We start from the raw sequence: 16834 nt of genomic DNA, 5'->3' as shown, positions 1-16834 counted from the left end.
TCTCGGCGGCGCCGTGCTGCGCCGCGCCGTTCCCGCCGACGTGCCCGGACTGGTCGGCCTGGTGCACGACCTGGCCGACTACGAGAAGGCGCGGCACGAATGCACGGTCACCGCCGAGCAGCTGCGCGCCGCGCTGTTCGGACCGGAGCCGAAGGTGTTCGCGCACGTGGTGGCGGACGAGTCGGCACTGCTCGGCTGCGCCATCTGGTTCCTCAACTTCTCCACCTGGGACGGCGTGCACGGCATCTACCTGGAAGATCTCTACGTCAAGCCGGAGACCAGGGGGAAGGGCTACGGCAAGGCACTGCTCACGGCTCTGGCGAAGGAGGCGGTGGACCAGGGTTACAGCCGCGTCTCCTGGTCGGTGCTGACCTGGAACAAGCCCTCGATCGACTTCTACGAGTCGATCGGCGCCGTGGCCCAGACCGAATGGGCGGGCTATCGGCTGGCGGGCGACGCGCTCGGCAAGCTGGCCGCCGACGCCCGGTAGCGCGCATGTCGTGGCTCCCGCCGTTCGATCCGCAGTCCTGGCCCGCCACGGCCGAATCGGCCATGGCGATGCAGGACGAATTGCGGCCGCAGGTTTCCACGCTCACCCCGCCGGGCACGCGATTCCGAACGGTGGCCGGGCTCGACTCCGCCTATGACGACACCGGCGCCGTGGCCGCGGCGGTTGTGGTCTTGGCAGCCGGCACCCTGCGCCCGGTTTCTTCCGCCGTCGCGCACGGCGTGGCCGCCTTCCCGTACGTTCCCGGCCTGCTCGCTTTCCGGGAGCTCCCCGCCACCTTGGCCGCGCTCGAAAAGCTCGATGCCGCACCGGATCTGCTGGTGTGCGACGGGCAAGGACTCGCCCATCCGCGCCGCTTCGGCCTGGCTTGCCACCTCGGACTGCTCACCGGGGTGCCGACGATCGGCGTGGCGAAGACCGTGTGGGGCGACTACGCCGAACCGGGTCCCGAACGCGGCGCGGCCACCGACATCACCATCGAGGCAGCGGTGGTCGGGCGGGCGTTGCGCACCAGAACCGGCGTCAAGCCGGTGTTCGTGTCCGTGGGGCATCGCATCGACCTCGACACCGCCTGCGCACAGGTGCTCGCGCTGACCCCGCGCTACCGGCTGCCGGAGACCACCCGGCGCGCCGACCAACTCTGTCGCACGGCGCTGCGCACGGCGGACTATTCCGGCTCGACCCCGTAGTCCTGGGCCATCCAACGGGTGGACGGCGGCGCGAACAGCAGCGCCAGCGCGGCGACCGCGACCACTCCCAGCGCCGTGCCGTACACCGGCTGATGCGAGTCGGTGAGCAGCGACCAGGTCACCGGGAGCAGCAGCAGCTGCGCGATGACGGCGATGGCGCGCCCCCAGCGCTTCCCCAGCAGCAGGGCAACGCCCGCGGCCAGCACCGCGCCGCCGAGGATGCCGAACCAGGCGGCGGTGCCGTACCCGCTAGTCGTGGACTGGTCGTGACCGAGCAACCCCCGCACCACCAGCACGATCGCGACGCCCACGGCCACCACGCCTTCGAGCGTCACCAGGGCGCCCGCCGCCCGCACCGTCGTGGGCACCGCCGCTCTCTTGTCGCTCACGATCGCGCCTCACCCGCACTCGGCTCCTTCGTGCGCGACGGCGCACGGTGTCCTCGCTTCCCCTGTTGCCGCTCGTTCACGCGGCAAGCCTACGACCCGCCCGTCCGCGCCACCGTGCGGCGTACGCGCGGGACGACGGCGCCCGGCGCATCGCTCGCCGCTTTTCCAGGGCGGGTCCGCCGCCAACTAGGCTGCCATCGTGCGGACGCTGCTGATCGTGAACCCGAATGCCACCTCGACGACGCCGGCGACTCGGGACCTACTGGCGCACGCGCTGGAGAGCCGCACCCAGCTGACCGTTGCGCACACCCAGCACCGCGGCCACGCGGCGGAACTGGCGCAATGGGCAGCCACCAACGAGATGGACCTGATCGTCGTGCACGGCGGCGATGGGACGGTCAACGAGACCATCAACGGCTTCCTGCCGCTGCCCGTCCTCGATGACGGTCAAGCCTGGTTGCCGCGCCTCGGCGTGATCCCGGGCGGGTCGGCGAACGTCTTCGCCAGGGCGCTCGGCATCTCCCCCGATCCGGTGACCGCCACCAATCAGCTCATCGATCTGCTCACCCTGGACGCCGATCGCCGGATCGGCCTCGGGCTGGCGGACGACCGCTGGTTCTGCTTCAGTGCGGGCGTCGGGCTGGACGCGGATGTCTGCGAGGCCATCGACGCCAGCCGCGCCCGCGGCCGCACCGCCACTCCGGCGCGATATGTTCGAACAACCGTGCGACAATTCTTCCGGGCAAAGCGCAAGGAACCGGGCGTTCAGGTCGAAATTCCGGGCCGGGATCCGATAGACCGCGTGCATTACGCCTTCGTTACCAACACCACACCGTGGACCTATCTGAACGCCACGCCGGTGCACACCAACCCCGGGACCCGGTTCGAAACGGGCCTGGGCGTGTTCGCCGTGCGCTCCATGGCCGTGGCGCCGACCCTCCTGCTCGCGCGACAGCTCCTGGCCGCCAACGGAAATCCCAAGTCCCGCAATTTATTTCGCGAAGACGACGTCCCAGCCGTACGAATCGAGTCCAAAGAACCCATCGGCCTGCAAATCGATGGCGACTTCATCGGGAAGCGCAACGTGGTGGATTTCACTGCCGTGCCCGACGTCCTCGCTGTCGTCGCTCCGCGGCCGCACTGAGGGCGAAACACCGGGGAAAAACATGGCGGGTAGTGCTGCGAAATCCCGGTGGAGCGAGTACAAAGGACCGGGCAGGCTTCCCAACGCGGGGGCCTTCAGAGCGTGAGCTTCCCCACGGTGCACCGCGTGCCTATTGACATCTACGGTGTTCGTGAAAGCATTCACAAGCAACCGTGCGGAAACATTCGAGTCGCACAAGTGAACGAACCACAAACCGTCGGCGCCCTGTGCGGCGCCCAGCAAAGGAGCAGAGGAATGGACTGGCGCCACAAGGCCATCTGTCGCGATGAGGACCCCGAGCTGTTTTTCCCGGTGGGTAACAGTGGTCCGGCGCTCGCGCAGATTGCCGATGCCAAGCTGGTCTGCGCTCGCTGCCCCGTAACCGCCGACTGCCTGTCCTGGGCCCTGAAGTCCGGACAAGACGCCGGCGTGTGGGGTGGTATGAGCGAGGACGAGCGCCGGGCGCTCAAGCGTCGCAACGCGCGCACCCGCACCCGCACCGTCGTCTGATCAGACGACCGGCCTTACCGGGCCATTCAGCCCGGCCCGGTAACGCATTTCAGCCCGGCACCCGTAGGTGCCGGGCTGTGTTGTTTTCGTGCACCGGACGACGAACTGAAAATGATCGGTCTCGCTTCGCTGCGAAACCCGAAGCCGACCAATACGGTTGTGCCGGACGGCAATATCGACAGCGCGGATAACGGCGCGGCGGAGGCCGCGGTTCGACTCGCGGATGATCGGAAGCTGTGGGAAAGTGGTTGGTTCTCAACCGGGTCGAGGCGGTGACAATCCGTTCGGCACCCTCGCATTCCGCTCGATACGGACATTCGGTCGACCACTGTCCGGCAAGCCGCAAAGCGCGCCCGAGCGGTGGCCTCCCGCGACCTTCGAGCAACAGGGCGATGGGACCGATCCAGCTCAGCGGCCGGAACGGCGGCCCAGTGGCACACGCAGGACGGCATCGGTGCCGATATCGGCGCCGGGATGCAGGCCGATGGAACCGCCGAGTTCGGCGGTGACCAGCGTGCGGACGATCTGCAGGCCGAGCCGATCGGAGGATTCCAGGCTGAACCCGGGCGGCAGACCGCGGCCGTCGTCGCTGATGATCACATCCAGCCAGCGGGCCGAACGCTCGGAACGGATTGTCACCGTGCCGTTTTCGCCCGAATCGAAGGCGTGCTCGATGGCGTTCTGCACCAGCTCGGTGAGCACCATCACCAACGGGGTGGCGCGTTCAGCGGAGAAGACGCCGAGCGATCCGGCGCGGCGCACCTTGATGCGCGCGGTGTGCACCGTGGCCACATCGGCCATGATCGGCAACAGCCGGTCGACGACCTCGTCGAGATCGACCTCTTCGTCCACCGACATGGACAGCATTTCGTGCACCGACGCGATGGAGGTGACTCGTCGCACCGATTCGGTGAGCGCGACCTGGGCCTCCTCGTTCTCGGTGCGACGGGCCTGCAGGCGCAGCAGCGCGGCGACGGTCTGCAGGTTGTTCTTGACCCGGTGGTGGATCTCCCGGATCGTGGCGTCTTTACTCAGCAGTGCGCGGTCGCGCCGCTTGACCTCGGTGACATCGCGAACGAGCACGGCGGCGCCGGCCAGTTCCCCGTGCGGGCGCAGCACGAGGGTGCGCAGCAGCACGGTGGCTCCGCGCGCCTCGACCTCCATCCGCCGCCCGGTCCGACCGGCCAGCGCGGCCTGGATGTCGCCCACCACTTCCTGGGCGTCGAACGGATCGGTGATCAGGGAGCGGGTGGTGACGGCGAGGTCCTGCCCGGCCAGGTCGGACTGCAAGCCCATCCGGTGGTAGGCCGACAGCGCGTTCGGGCTGGCGTAGACAACGGTGCCGTCGGTGTCGAGCCGGATGAACCCATCCCCCGCGCGCGGACTGGAGTGGGTGGCCGCGCGATCCTCGGTGGTGGGGAAGGTGCCGTCGGCGATCATCTGGCACAGATCGTCCGCGCATGCCACGTACGCGCTCTCCAGCTGGCTGCGCACCCGGGAGCGTTGCAGATCGGTGTCCCGGCTCAGCACCGCGATCACATCGTCGCCGCAGCGCACCGGGATGGCCTCGCGTACGGCATGCACCGGATGCGGGTGGTAGACGCCGGACGCCTCGACCTCGCTGTCGGCGCGTACGATATTGCCGCTGGTCAGCGCGTCGAAGACCTGCGGATGGTCGGCCTGCCGGGCGGACGTTCCGACCAGGTCCTCCAAGTGCACGGTCGGCGCGGTGGTGGGTCGGCACTGCGCGACGCACACGATGTCGGCGCCAGCGGTCACCGGTCCCGCACCTACCCACAGCAGCAGATCGGCGAAGGACAGATCGGCCAGCAGTTGCCAATCGCCCACCACCCGCTGCAGATGATCCACGGCTACGCCGGGTAGGTCGGTGTGCTCGGCCAGCAGCTCGCTCAGTGTCGCCATGCAGATCTACCGCCGCAATCGCTCAGGAGATGACCGCGATCAGGTGGCCAGCCTTGATCGCGTCGCCTTCCTGCACGCCAACCGAGGTCACGGTGCCGCTGGACTCCGCGACCACCGGAATCTCCATCTTCATCGACTCGAGGATCACCAGAGTGTCGCCCTCCTGGACTTCGTCGCCTTCCTTGACAACCACCTGGTAGACGACCGACACCAGTTCGGCGAGCACTTCCTCAGCCATGGCACCCCATTCACTCGTTGGCCTGTATCCGCTGACGGTACAGCCAACCACACATGAAAGAATGGCCTTCAACCAGAAGGGAGAATACTCATGGGTAAGCGCGGACGTAAGAAGCGTAGCCGCAAGGGGAACGCAGCCAACCACGGCAAGCGGCCCAACGCCTGAGCTGACGCTCGGCCCGCACGCACGAAGCGGCACGCACTTCCGGCTGGAAGGCGTGCCGCTCGCATGCGCAGGGCTATTCGGAGCTCTCGACCGAAGTCTCCGTGGTCACGACCGACCGGCGCAGCTCGATGGTCAGTCGCTCACGCAGCGACGCGGGCGCGCGATCGCCGCCGCATTTGCGGCTGAGCAGGCTCTTGATCTTCTCCTCGATGCCGTAGGCCTCGATACAGGGACTGCAGTGCTCCATGTGGTGCTGCAACCGTGCCCGGGTCGCGTCGTCACATTCCCCGTCCAGCATCAACCACACGTCGGCGAGTACCGCGGTGCAATCGAGCTCCATGTCGGGGTCCCGTTCGGTACTCACTGCTTGACCTCCTGGCGTTCCCCCGAACGGTTGAATCCACGCTCGCGCGCGACATCGGCGAGCAAACCCTTCAGTTGTTTCCGGCCGCGGTGCAGCCGGGACATCACCGTACCGATGGGAGTGCCCATGATGTCGGCGATTTCCTTGTACGGGAAACCCTCGACATCGGCGTAGTACACCGCCATCCGGAACTCTTCGGGCAGTTCCTGCAGTGCGGCTTTGATGTCGTCGTCCGGTAACGCGTCCAGCGCCTCGACCTCGGCCGAGCGCAGACCCTGCGAGGTGTGCTCGGCGGTCGCGGCCAGCTGCCAGTCGGTGATCTCGTCGGTCGGGTACTGCGCGGGCTGGCGCTGCTTCTTGCGGTAGGAGTTGATGTAGGTATTCGTCAGGATCCGGTACAGCCAGGCGCGCAGATTGGTGCCCTCCCGGAACGACTTGAAGCCCTGGTAGGCCTTCACGTAGGTCTCCTGGACCAAGTCCTCGGCATCCGCCGGGTTCCTGGTCATGCGCAGCGCGGCGCCGTAGAGCTGGTCGAGCAGCGGGAGCGCGTCCCGTTCGAACCGCTGTGCCAGCTCGGCATCGTCGACGGCGGCGACATCGTCGGCCGCCACGTCATCGTCGCTCGTCACACCTGTCCCTTCGATCGCCGTACCTGCCAAATCTACCGGCATCGGCACATCGAAGGAGAATCCGCCGTCCGTCGGGGACACATCGGTCCATACCGGACGGTCGTCGAGCAGCACGGGCACAGGCGTCTCCTTCACATCTCCATAGGGCCTGCTCATGCGATGGAATCAGGTCCCAGCGCGGTGTACCGGCTACAACATGCGCGACCCGCCGGGTGTTCCCGCCGACCACGGCCTCGCAGCGGATGCGCCGGAAATCCCGTTGCGGCCCGTGCCACGGCCGCCGTTAGGGTTTGGCCATGGCAGCAGGCTCGACCCCGGCGATCCGCGCGTTGACCCAGGCGAAGGTGGCCCATCGCGTGCACGCCTACAAGCACGATCCGCGCGCCGACTCCTACGGCGCCGAGGCGGTCGACGCGCTGGGCGCCGAACTCGGGGTCGCGGCCGAGCAGATTTTCAAGACCTTGGTCATCGAACTGGCCTCCGGTGGCCTCGCGGTGGCCGTGCTTCCGGTGCCGAACACGTTGTCGCTCAAGGCCGCGGCGGCCGCGCTCGGCGCGTCGAAGGCGAGCATGGCGGACAAGACGCGGGCCGAGAAGACCACCGGCTACGTGCTCGGCGGTATCTCCCCGCTCGGTCAGCGCAAGCTGCTGCCCACCGTGATCGACGACTCGGCGCTGGCCTGGGACCGGATGCTGTGCAGCGCGGGACGGCGCGGACTGGAGATCGAGCTGGCGCCCGCCGACCTGATCCGGTTGACCGCCGCGGTGACCGCGCCCGTGACATCCGCGTAATTCAGCCACGATCGGCGCGATCTGTGCGTTACTGAACAGGCCAGATCGACCGACTCGAGAGGATGTGATGCGAATGCCTACGCACCAGCGGGTGCGCACCGTGATCGTCGCGTTGTCCGGAGCTCTCGTCTTGGCCCTCGGTTCGGTAATACTGCAGCCGCCGGAAGCCGCCGCCGCGCCGGACCACCCACCGGTCGTCCACGTCAGCGATTCCGTCTTCGACTTCGACGGGCAAGGCTCGAAGAGCGACGACAAGGCCGGGAAAGCCGAGAAACTCAGCGGGAACGTCACCACCAAGCTGATCGACTTGGTGGCCGGAATCATCAAGTGCGGGCTGAACATCGCCTCACCCAGCGTGAAGTGCTCGCTGTAGTTTTTCGCAGCGCCTGCGGCGCTGCGTGTTCGCGGCCCCCTCATGGCTCGCGTCCGAGTGGCCACCGCCGGCGACTTCGTCGCGGACGCGGCGACCACTCGGACGCGAGCCGGGCCGCGAACGGCGCATACTCGGTCTCGCTGCGCTAGCAACCGGGAGTCGTGGTTGGTTCGCGGGAGGCCATCGGGCCGACGTGGTCCGGTGCAGCGCTGCCCTGCCTGCGGTCACGAGCTACCGACGGAGGCGCCGGAATGCCGCTCACGGACTCGGCGCACGCACGACACCGGTGAAGGCGGATCGCAAGCCGAGAAGGGGCGGTGACGGCTGCGATCAGAGCAGGCTGATCTGCTCGGCTTCCTTCCGATCCTCCACTCGGGCAAGCAGTTCCGGGCCGTTGTTGCGCACGCTGTTGACCAGGGCGGGCACCGCGCGGGGCACGATTCCGGCGACCACTTGCTCGGAGGGCGTCTCCAGCAGACTCGCCGGGGCCGGGTGATCCGGGTCCAGCCACGCGTCCCAGTGCTTCTGCGGCATGGGCAGCGGCATCCGGTCGTGAATGCGAGTCAAGTCGCCGACGGCGTCGGTGGTCAGGATGGTGCACGACAGCAGCGGTTCGCTCTCCGGCTGCGACCGATCGCGCCAGACCGACCACAGACCGGCCATATAGAGACGGGAACCGTCCGCGTTGGCCATGTAGTACGGATGCTTCGCGACCTTTCCTTTCGGGCCTTTCTCGCCGTTCGGCTCGACGAGCCACTCGTACCAGCCGTCCATCGGCACCAGACAGCGCCGGTACTTCACCGCGTCACGGAAGGACGGCGTGGTGGCCGCCTTGTCGGCGCGGGCGTTGAACAGCGGCTTGCCCTTGACCGGGACGCCGGGCTCGGCGGCCTTGGTCCATACCGGGATCAGCCCCCAGCGCATGCGCCGGATGCGCCGCTTCGGGTCGTCGTCCTCGTGGCCGTGGTCGTGCCGCTCGACGACGGTGAGCACCTGGGTGGTCGGCGCGACGTTGTAGTTGGTGAAAGAACTCGGGTCAGCGGCGCCGGTCTCGTCGATCGCATCCAACTCGACCGCGAGCCTGCCGGGATTGGTCGTGGTCGCATATCGTCCGCACATATCCCGATAGTCCCACCTGCCACCGACACCGTCGGAGACAATTGGTGCATAGCTGGTGACCTGTTGAGAGTTGTGGCATAGCATTCTCTCATCGGAAGGACGGGCTGCCCGTCCACTCGGACATGTGCATCGACCGTCCACCGCAGACGGCAAGAGGAGAACCACTGTGACATCCACCGACACCAAACCGGCCGACCACGACACGGCACTGACGTCGGTCAATCCGGCGACAGGAGAGGTGATCGGCACGCACGTCATCGCCGACGACGCCGCGGTCGCCGCCGCCGTCGCCAAGGCCCGCGCAGCGGCCGCCACCTGGGGCGCGCTGAGTTTCGACGAACGGCGCACGCACCTGCTGCGCTGGTCGAGCAAGCTGGTGCAGGACTCGGAGGAGTTCTGCGCGTTGATCCACGCCGAGAACGGCAAGCCGCTCGACGACGCCTTCCTGGAGCTGATGCTCGCGCTCGAGCACATCTCCTGGGCGGCCAAGAACGCCAAGAAGGTGCTCGGACCCAAGCGGGTGTCCCCGGGCGCGCTGATGTCGAACTTCAGCGCCCGGCTCGAGCAGCGCCCGCTCGGCGTCGTCGGCGTGATCGGCCCGTGGAACTACCCGGTCTACACGCCGAACGGTTCCATCGCCTACGCGCTGGCCGCGGGTAACACCGTCGTGTTCAAGCCGAGCGAATACTCCACCGGCATCGGCAACTTCCTCGCCGACGCGTTCGCCGCGGCCAACCCCGAACTGCCCGAAGGCGTCTTCATCACGATCAACGGCTACGGCGCGACGGGCGCCGCGCTGGTCCGCTCCGACGTCGACAAGATCGCGTTCACCGGCTCCACCGCCACCGGCAAGCGGATCATGGCGGCCGCCGCGGAACGGCTCACCCCCGTGCTGCTGGAGTGCGGCGGCAAGGACGCGGTGATCGTCGCCGCCGACGCCGACATCAAGGCCGCGGCCGACGCGGTCGCCTGGGGCGCCACCGCCAACAGCGGTCAGACCTGCGCCGGCGTCGAGCGGGTCTACGTGGACCGCTCCGTGCGCGAGGAGTTCGTCGCGGAGGTCAAGCGCATCCTCACCGACGTCAAGCCCGGTTCCGGCGACAAGGCCTCCTACGGCCCGATGACCATGCCGAGCCAGATCGACATCGTGCGCCGCCACATCGAAGACGCGCTGAAGAACGGCGGCACCGCGGTGCTCGGCGGGCCGGAGTCGGTCAAGGCGCCGTTCATCGAGCCCGTCGTGCTGGTGGACGTGGACGAGAACTCCGAGGCGGTGGCCGAGGAGACCTTCGGCCCGACCATCACGATCCGCACCGTCGACGGCGTCGACGAGGCGGTGCAGCTGGCCAACAACTCCAAGTACGGCCTGTCCTCGGCGGTCTACTCGAAGAAGAACGGCCTGGACATCGCGCGCAAGCTGCGCGTCGGCGCCACCTCGGTGAACTCCGTGCTCGCCTTCGCCGCCATCCCCGGCCTGCCCTTCGGCGGCGTCGGCGATTCCGGCATCGGCCGCATCCACGGCGAACCGGGTCTGCGCGAGTTCGCCCGCCCGCACTCGATCGCGGTGCAGCGCTTCACCGTTCCCGGCATGGCGCTGCTGAGCTACAGCCGCACCGACTCCACGATGAAGCTGCTGCGCAAGCTCGTTCCGTTCCTGCACGGGCGGCACAAGTAGGAAACCCACGGCCGGGTACTCGACGACGTCGAGTACCCGGCACCGTGCCACAGGTGGCACCAGCGGCGATCCACCACGTGAACGCGCCGCGAATCGCGACGGCGACGCGCTATGAGACCGGACGAAGGCGGACGGGCATCGTCCGCGCGCCGACTGCCGCAACGGGGCATTCGACCGGCACACCACGCGCCGTTCGCGGCCCGGCTCGCAAACGCGAGCCACAAGGGGGCCGCGAACACCCAGCGCCGCAGGCGCTGGAAATAAACACCGTGTGATGATGGACGAGTGAACTTCTGGCCAGCGCCCCATGTCGAGGTCCCCGTACACGCGACCGTGACCCTGCCCGGATCGAAATCGATCACCAACCGGGCGCTCATCCTGGCCGCCCTGGCCGACGGCCCATCCACGATCACCGGTGCGCTGCGCAGCCGGGACACGAACCTGATGATCGCCGCGCTGTGCGCGCTCGGCACGAGCATCGAGGGCACGGGCGACACGTTGACCGTCACCCCGGCGCCGCTGGGCGGCGGCACAGTCGACTGCGGCCTGGCCGGCACGGTGATGCGCTTCCTGCCGCCGGTCGCCGCGCTGGCGGCCGGCGATGTCGCGTTCGATGGTGACGAACAGGCCAGGATCCGCCCGCTGCGCACCATCCTGGAGGCGCTGCGCGCGCTGGGGGCCGATATCGACGGCGACGCGCTGCCGTTCACGGTGCACGGCACGGGCGCGCTGCGCGGGGGCACCGTGACGATCGACGCGTCCGGATCGTCGCAGTTCGTCTCGGGCCTGCTGCTGTCGGCCGCGCGCTTCGACGAAGGCCTGGTGGTGCACCACGACGGCAAGGCGCTGCCCTCGATGCCGCACATCGAGATGACGGTGGAGATGTTGCGCCGCGCCGACGTCCGGGTGCAGGCGCCCGCGGACAGCTTCAAGGCGCAGACCTGGGTCGTGGAGCACGGACCGATCCGCGCGGTGGACTGGGAAGTGGAGCCGGACCTGTCCAACGCCACCCCGTTCCTGGCCGCCGCCGCGGTCACCGGCGGCACGGTCAGCATCCCGCACTGGCCGCGCCTGACCACCCAGCCGGGTGACGTGATCCGCGAAATCCTCGTCCGCATGGGCGCGGAGGCCCGCATCTTCGACGGCGTGCTCACCGTGCACGGGCCAGACCGGCTCGCGGGCATCGACATCGACCTGCACGACGTGGGCGAGCTGACCCCCACTGTCGCCGCGCTGGCCGCGCTGGCCGACTCCCCGTCGGTGCTGCGCGGTATCTCCCATCTGCGCGGCCACGAAACCGACCGGCTGGCAGCGCTTTCCACGGAGATCAACCGTCTCGGCGGCAAGGTGACCGAGACCGAGGACGGACTGGAGATCGTGCCCGCCGACCTGCACGGCGGCAAGTGGCATTCCTACGCCGACCACCGAATGGCAACGGCGGGAGCCATTCTCGGCCTGCGGGTGCCCGGCATCGAGATCGAGGACATCGGCACCACGGCCAAGACCCTGCCGAACTTCGTCGCCCTCTGGGAGCGGATGCTCGAGCCGACGCCTTCCGGCGAAGGAGCGACGCACTGAGCCGGGGGCGCCGATCCGCGGCGAGCTACGACGAATCCGACGTCCGGGTTCGTCCGGGGCGTAGCTCCCGTCCCCGCACCAAGACCCGGCCGCAGCACAGCGACGCCGAGTCGGCCATGGTGGTCTCCGTCGACCGGGGCCGCTGGGGCTGCGTGCTCGGTGGCGATCCGGAGCGCCGCATCGTCGCGATGCGGGCCCGGGAACTGGGCCGCACTCCGATCGTGGTCGGCGACGAGGTGGACGTGGTGGGCGACCTGTCCGGCCGACCGGACACCCTCGCCCGCATCGTCCGGGTCGCCGACCGCCGGACAGTGTTGCGCCGCACCGCCGACGACACCGATCCGTACGAGCGAATCGTGGTCGGCAACGCGGAGCGGCTGTTCATCGTGGTCGCGCTCGCCGACCCTCCCCCGCGCACCGGCTTCGTGGAACGGGCGATGGTCGCCGCGTACGCCGGGGGGCTGCAGCCTGTGCTGTGCCTGACCAAGCACGATCTGGCCGCCGATTCCGAATTCGCCGCCGCCTTCGACGATCTCGATCTCACCATCGTCTACGGCGGCATCGACGATCCGCTCGAGCCGCTCCTCGAACTGCTCACCGAGCACCTCACAGCATTGATCGGGCACTCCGGCGTGGGCAAGTCCACCCTGGTGAATCGTCTTGTGCCGGAGGCGGAACGGGCCGTGGGCGAGGTGTCGGGGGTGGGCAAGGGCAAGCACACCTCCACTCAGTCGGTGGCGCTCCCGCTGCCCGGCGGCGGCTGGGTCATCGACACGCCGGGCGTGCGATCGTTCGGCCTGGCCCACATCACCCCTGACGACGTCATCGCCGCTTTCACCGATCTCGCCGATGCCATCGAGGACTGCCCGCGGGGCTGTACCCATCTCGGCGCGCCCGCCGACCCGGAATGCGCGCTGGACGAGTTGTCCGGCAAGGAGCACCGGGTGGCGGCCATCCGTCGCCTGCTCGTCGCCCTGACCTCCAACGACCCCTGGTAGGACGGGTCAGTGGCCGTCCGGCTGCCCGGGCGCGAACGGCCACTCTTCGAACCACACACAGCGGCCGCCCTCGTCGAAACGCAGTATCCACAGGTCTCGCCACCGCGCCGGGGTGTCTCGCGCGTACTCCACCTCCACCCGGACCACCGCGGTATCCCCGTCCACCGCGACGACGCTCGACCGCATGGTGAAGGGCTCGTCCGGCCCTTCGCGGCCGCTTTCCCAGAAGTCGGCCAGCGCGTTCGGACCGGTCAGCGGCTGCGCCCACGGCGACACGAGATATGCCGCGTCCGCGGCGAACAGGTCGGCGAGGCGTTCCGTGCCCGGCGACCGCCAGGCTCGCTCGTATCCGGCGACCCATGCTTCGACGGCTGCTCGGTCCACGTCAGGAAGATACGCCGGTCGAGTGGGCAGCGGGTTCGGAACCGTCGCGTGTCGCGCTTCGACAGGTCCCGCATGGCGTGCGGGGTCCGTGAAGGAGGCCCGATCATGCGCATGGCCGGTGCTATGCCGCCGTCCGGTGCGGGTGGCCACCGAACGGCGCGCCACGCCATACCTCACCGACGAGGTGGGGCCCGCACACGCGACCCCAGGGCTCGCGCATCGCTTCGACCGACGGCGCCTGAACGACGAAGGCGCCCAGGGAAACCCTGAGCGCCTTCGGCTTTCGATCAGTGGCGGCGGCGGGACTTCGGGCCGCGCCTGCCCTTCGACTCCGCGCGGGCCGCCTCGCGACGCTCGCGACGGGTGGGCTGCGGGCCACCGTCCACGCCGTATTCCTCGGAGTCGCTGTGCACCGCGGCCCGGCCGCCCTCGTCCGGACCGGAGTAGCTGAAACCGCGCGGGGCGGTGTCGTCGATGCCCCTGGCGCGCAGCGCCGCGGGCGCCGCGTGCCCGTTGGCGACCCGAGCCTCCTCGGTGGGCAGCGGAGCCGGGGCGGCGGCTCCGACCGGCGAACGCAGGCCAGGACCGACCGCCACGCCTTCCGGCTGCGGCTGCTGCACCTCGACCTGCAGGTTGAACAGGAAGCCGACCGACTCCTCCTTGAGGCCGTCGAGCATCGCGGTGAACATGTCGAAGCCCTCGCGCTGGTACTCCACCAGCGGGTCGCGCTGCGCCATCGCCCGCAGGCCGATGCCCTCCTTGAGGTAGTCCATCTCGTAGAGGTGCTCACGCCACTTGCGGTCGAGCACCGACAGCAGCACCTGCCGTTCCAGATTGCGCATGCTGCCCTCGCCCGCCAAGCCGTCGATCTCGGCCTCGCGGCGCTCGTAGGCCTCGTGCGCGTCGTCCAGCAACGCGTCGAGCAACTCCTCACGCGTCAGCTCGCCCGCCTCGCCGACCTCGGTCTCGCCGGTCAGGTCGCGGTAGTCCAGGCCCACCGGGTACAGCGTCTTCAGCGCCGTCCACAGCTTGTCCAGATCCCAGTCCTCGACGTAACCCTCCGCGGTGGCGCCGTCCACGTAGGCGGTGATCACGTCGGTGATCATGCTCTGGACCTGGCCCTCCATGTCCTCGCCGCGCAGGATCCGGTCGCGCTCGCCGTAGATGACGGTGCGCTGCTGGTTCATCACCTCGTCGTACTTGAGGACGTTCTTGCGGATCTCGAAGTTCTGCTGCTCGACCTGCGTCTGCGCGCTCTTGATGGCCTTGGACACCATCTTCGCCTCGATCGGCACGTCGTCGGGCAGGTTCAGCCGCGTCATGATCGCTTCCAGCGCGGCGCCGTTGAACCGGCGCATCAGCTCGTCACCCAGCGACAGGTAGAAGCGGGACTCGCCCGGGTCGCCCTGGCGACCGGAACGGCCGCGCAGCTGGTTGTCGATGCGGCGCGACTCGTGCCGCTCGGTGCCCAGCACGTAGAGGCCGCCGGCGTCGCGCACCAAGTCGGCGTCCTCGGCGGTCTGGGCCTTGACCTGGTCCAGGGTGGGCAGCCAGGCGCGCTCGTACTCCTCCGGCGTCTCGACCGGGTCGAAGCCCTGTTTGCGCAGCAGGATGTCGGCGATGATGTCCGGGTTGCCGCCGAGCACGATGTCGGTACCCCGGCCCGCCATGTTCGTCGCGACGGTCACCGCACCGGGGCGGCCCGCCTCCGCGATGATCTCGGCTTCCTTCTCGTGAAACTTGGCGTTCAGCACGTTGTGCGGGATGCCGCGCTTGGTGAACTGCTTGGACAGGTACTCCGAGCGCTCGACGCTGGTGGTGCCGATCAGCACCGGCTGGCCCTTCTCGTGCCGCTCGGTGACGTCGTCGACCACGGCGGAGAACTTGGCCTCCTCCGTCTTGTAGATCAAGTCGGACTGGTCGGCGCGGACCATCGGCTTGTTGGTCGGGATGGGGACCACGCCGAGGTTGTAGATCTGGTGCAGCTCGGCGGCCTCGGTCTCGGCGGTGCCGGTCATGCCCGAGAGCTTGTCGTAGAGGCGGAAATAGTTCTGCAGGGTGATGGTGGCCAGGGTCTGGTTCTCCGGCTGGATCTCCACCCCTTCCTTGGCCTCGATCGCCTGGTGCATGCCCTCGTTGTAGCGGCGGCCGACCAGGATGCGGCCGGTGAACTCGTCGACGATGATGACCTCGCCGTCGCGGACGATGTAGTCCTTGTCGCGGGTGTAGAGCTCCTTGGCCTTGATGGCGTTGTTCAGGTAGCTCACCAGCGGCGAGTTGGCGGCCTCGTAGAGGTTGTCGATGCCGAGCTGGTCCTCCACGAACTCGACGCCCGCCTCGTGCACGCCGATCGTGCGCTTCTTGATGTCGACTTCGTAGTGCAGGTCCTTCTTCAGCAGCGGCGCGATGCGCGCGAACTCGGCGTACCACTTCGACGAGGCGTCGGCGGGCCCGGAGATGATCAGCGGGGTGCGCGCCTCGTCGATGAGGATGGAGTCGACCTCGTCGACGATGGCGAAGTTGTGCCCGCGCTGCACCAGGTCGTCCAGCGAGTGGGTCATGTTGTCGCGCAGGTAGTCGAAGCCGAACTCGTTGTTCGTGCCATAGGTGATGTCGGCGCCGTAGGCCACCCGCCGCTGCGCGGGGCTCATGCCGCCCAGGATCACGCCCACCTCGAGGCCGAGGAAGCGGTGCACACGGCCCATCCACTCGGCGTCGCGCTTGGCCAGGTAGTCGTTCACCGTGACGACGTGCACACCGTCGCCGCTGATCGCGTTCAAATAGGCGGGCAGCACACAGGTCAGGGTCTTGCCCTCACCGGTCTTCATCTCGGCGATGTTGCCGGTGTGCAGCGCGGCGCCGCCCATGATCTGCACCTTGTAGTGCTTCTGGCTGAGCACCCGCCAGGAGGCCTCCCGGGCGACGGCGAACGCCTCGGCCATCAGCTGGCCGAGCGGATCGGTCTCGCCGTCCTCGACCATCTCGGCGTAGCGCTCGCGGAACTCGTCCGTTTTGGCCCGCAGCTCCGCGTCGCTGAGATCCTCGTACTCCGGTTCGAGGGCGAGGACCTGGTCGGCGAAGTGCGAGAGCCGCTTGACTATGCGACCCTCACCAATCCGTAGCAACCTCGTCAGTGTCAGCGCAGGCACGGGTCTCGTCAGTCCTCTGGTCGGTGTGTCAAATCGTGTCGTCGGCCCCCGGGCCGGTGCGGCCCACGCGGTTGCGCGGAATCCGCTGCATGTTTCATGGTAATGGTCTGTCCGATGTGCAGCGCCTGCGGCGCTGCGTGGCTCGGCCGCGAACAGTTCGCGCCGGCCCGAAAGCGCGCCCGGCGAGCGGCCGGACGGTCCCACCATG

Annotated in this window: 18 protein-coding genes; 10 read left to right on the top strand and 8 right to left on the bottom strand. The window is 68.5% G+C overall.

Annotation, left to right across the window (positions count from 1 at the left end; genetic code table 11):
• Positions 1–13 precede the first annotated feature (13 nt).
• A complete protein-coding gene (locus NNI01S_RS22665) occupies positions 14–490 on the top strand; it encodes a GNAT family N-acetyltransferase (RefSeq protein ID WP_063022171.1) in 477 nt (158 codons plus the stop codon).
• Between the two features lie 5 nt (positions 491–495).
• Positions 496–1197, top strand: a complete 702-nt coding sequence (locus NNI01S_RS22660) for an endonuclease V (protein WP_063022133.1) — start codon at positions 496–498, stop codon at positions 1195–1197.
• Here NNI01S_RS22660 and NNI01S_RS22655 read toward each other — a convergent pair.
• Positions 1176–1586: a hypothetical protein gene (locus NNI01S_RS22655; RefSeq protein WP_063022132.1), complete on the bottom strand. Its 411-nt coding sequence runs from the start codon at positions 1584–1586 to the stop codon at positions 1176–1178. The two genes, NNI01S_RS22660 and NNI01S_RS22655, sit on opposite strands and share 22 nt — an antisense overlap.
• A gap of 199 nt (positions 1587–1785) precedes the next feature.
• Between NNI01S_RS22655 and NNI01S_RS22650 the strand changes: the two genes are divergently transcribed.
• A complete protein-coding gene (locus tag NNI01S_RS22650; RefSeq protein ID WP_063022131.1) occupies positions 1786–2730 on the top strand; it encodes a diacylglycerol/lipid kinase family protein in 945 nt (314 codons plus the stop codon).
• Between the two features lie 255 nt (positions 2731–2985).
• Positions 2986–3240 (top strand): WhiB family transcriptional regulator, encoded by a 255-nt coding sequence (locus tag NNI01S_RS22645; RefSeq protein ID WP_011211115.1) that lies wholly within the window; start codon positions 2986–2988, stop codon positions 3238–3240.
• Between the two features lie 408 nt (positions 3241–3648).
• Here NNI01S_RS22645 and NNI01S_RS22640 read toward each other — a convergent pair whose 3' ends face one another.
• Complete coding sequence (locus NNI01S_RS22640; RefSeq protein WP_063022130.1) at positions 3649–5163, bottom strand: sensor histidine kinase; 1515 nt, start codon at positions 5161–5163, stop codon at positions 3649–3651.
• Between the two features lie 22 nt (positions 5164–5185).
• A complete protein-coding gene (locus NNI01S_RS22635; RefSeq protein ID WP_063022129.1) occupies positions 5186–5401 on the bottom strand; it encodes a biotin/lipoyl-binding carrier protein in 216 nt (71 codons plus the stop codon).
• Between the two features lie 90 nt (positions 5402–5491).
• On the opposite strand from NNI01S_RS22635, the gene NNI01S_RS36695 reads away from it, so the two are divergent.
• Positions 5492–5566, top strand: a complete 75-nt coding sequence (locus NNI01S_RS36695; protein ID WP_022597109.1) for a 50S ribosomal protein bL37 — start codon at positions 5492–5494, stop codon at positions 5564–5566.
• 73 nt (positions 5567–5639) lie between these two features.
• On the opposite strand, the gene rsrA is transcribed toward NNI01S_RS36695, so the two are convergent.
• Entirely contained in the window at positions 5640–5906 is a 267-nt protein-coding gene (gene rsrA, locus NNI01S_RS22630) for a mycothiol system anti-sigma-R factor (protein WP_063022128.1), read from the bottom strand.
• Between the two features lie 20 nt (positions 5907–5926).
• Entirely contained in the window at positions 5927–6679 is a 753-nt protein-coding gene (locus NNI01S_RS22625; RefSeq protein WP_494407706.1) for a sigma-70 family RNA polymerase sigma factor, read from the bottom strand.
• 176 nt (positions 6680–6855) lie between these two features.
• Here NNI01S_RS22625 and ybaK point away from each other — a divergent pair, with 176 nt between their 5' ends.
• Positions 6856–7350 carry a Cys-tRNA(Pro) deacylase gene (gene ybaK / locus NNI01S_RS22620; RefSeq protein ID WP_063022127.1) on the top strand — a complete coding sequence of 165 codons (495 nt, stop codon included), beginning with the start codon at positions 6856–6858 and terminating at the stop codon, positions 7348–7350.
• Positions 7351–7423: 73 nt separating this feature from the next.
• Positions 7424–7723 carry a hypothetical protein gene (locus NNI01S_RS22615; protein ID WP_063022126.1) on the top strand — a complete coding sequence of 100 codons (300 nt, stop codon included), beginning with the start codon at positions 7424–7426 and terminating at the stop codon, positions 7721–7723.
• Positions 7724–8053: 330 nt separating this feature from the next.
• Here the strand turns inward: NNI01S_RS22615 and NNI01S_RS22610 are convergent, their stop codons facing one another.
• Positions 8054–8842 (bottom strand): SOS response-associated peptidase, encoded by a 789-nt coding sequence (locus NNI01S_RS22610; RefSeq protein WP_063022125.1) that lies wholly within the window; start codon positions 8840–8842, stop codon positions 8054–8056.
• Between the two features lie 166 nt (positions 8843–9008).
• On the opposite strand from NNI01S_RS22610, the gene NNI01S_RS22605 reads away from it, so the two are divergent.
• From NNI01S_RS22605 to rsgA, 3 genes are all read left to right on the top strand, one after another.
• Entirely contained in the window at positions 9009–10517 is a 1509-nt protein-coding gene (locus NNI01S_RS22605) for an aldehyde dehydrogenase family protein (RefSeq protein WP_084489181.1), read from the top strand.
• 285 nt (positions 10518–10802) lie between these two features.
• Complete coding sequence (gene aroA, locus NNI01S_RS22600; RefSeq protein ID WP_063022124.1) at positions 10803–12095, top strand: 3-phosphoshikimate 1-carboxyvinyltransferase; 1293 nt, start codon at positions 10803–10805, stop codon at positions 12093–12095.
• Positions 12044–13093 carry a ribosome small subunit-dependent GTPase A gene (gene rsgA / locus NNI01S_RS22595; protein ID WP_174554472.1) on the top strand — a complete coding sequence of 350 codons (1050 nt, stop codon included), beginning with the start codon at positions 12044–12046 and terminating at the stop codon, positions 13091–13093. Before aroA ends, rsgA begins: the two co-directional genes overlap by 52 nt.
• 6 nt (positions 13094–13099) lie before the next feature.
• On the opposite strand, the gene NNI01S_RS22590 is transcribed toward rsgA, so the two are convergent.
• Both NNI01S_RS22590 and secA read right to left on the bottom strand, forming a co-directional pair.
• Complete coding sequence (locus NNI01S_RS22590) at positions 13100–13477, bottom strand: nuclear transport factor 2 family protein (protein WP_063022122.1); 378 nt, start codon at positions 13475–13477, stop codon at positions 13100–13102.
• A gap of 287 nt (positions 13478–13764) precedes the next feature.
• Positions 13765–16626, bottom strand: a complete 2862-nt coding sequence (gene secA, locus NNI01S_RS22585; RefSeq protein WP_063022121.1) for a preprotein translocase subunit SecA — start codon at positions 16624–16626, stop codon at positions 13765–13767.
• Between the last annotated feature and the right edge of the window lie 208 nt (positions 16627–16834).

This window comes from Nocardia niwae NBRC 108934 = DSM 45340 (genome assembly GCF_001613465.1).
Lineage (GTDB): Bacteria > Actinomycetota > Actinomycetes > Mycobacteriales > Mycobacteriaceae > Nocardia > Nocardia niwae.
Note: the sequence above shows the minus strand (reverse complement) of the source record. Positions and strands in the feature narration are given on the sequence as shown.

What these genes read in the sequence shown, in the direction of transcription:
- NNI01S_RS22660 (WP_063022133.1), top strand. Translation starts at nt 496, where the DNA reads ATGTCGTGGCTCCCGCCGTTCGATCCGCAGTCCTGGCCCGCCACGGCC.
- ybaK (WP_063022127.1), top strand. Translation starts at nt 6,856, where the DNA reads ATGGCAGCAGGCTCGACCCCGGCGATCCGCGCGTTGACCCAGGCGAAG.
- NNI01S_RS22615 (WP_063022126.1), top strand. Translation starts at nt 7,424, where the DNA reads ATGCCTACGCACCAGCGGGTGCGCACCGTGATCGTCGCGTTGTCCGGA.
- rsrA (WP_063022128.1), bottom strand. Translation starts at nt 5,906, where the DNA reads ATGGAGCTCGATTGCACCGCGGTACTCGCCGACGTGTGGTTGATGCTG.
- NNI01S_RS22635 (WP_063022129.1), bottom strand. Translation starts at nt 5,401, where the DNA reads ATGGCTGAGGAAGTGCTCGCCGAACTGGTGTCGGTCGTCTACCAGGTG.
- NNI01S_RS22640 (WP_063022130.1), bottom strand. Translation starts at nt 5,163, where the DNA reads ATGGCGACACTGAGCGAGCTGCTGGCCGAGCACACCGACCTACCCGGC.
- NNI01S_RS22610 (WP_063022125.1), bottom strand. Translation starts at nt 8,842, where the DNA reads ATGTGCGGACGATATGCGACCACGACCAATCCCGGCAGGCTCGCGGTC.
- NNI01S_RS22645 (WP_011211115.1), top strand. Translation starts at nt 2,986, where the DNA reads ATGGACTGGCGCCACAAGGCCATCTGTCGCGATGAGGACCCCGAGCTG.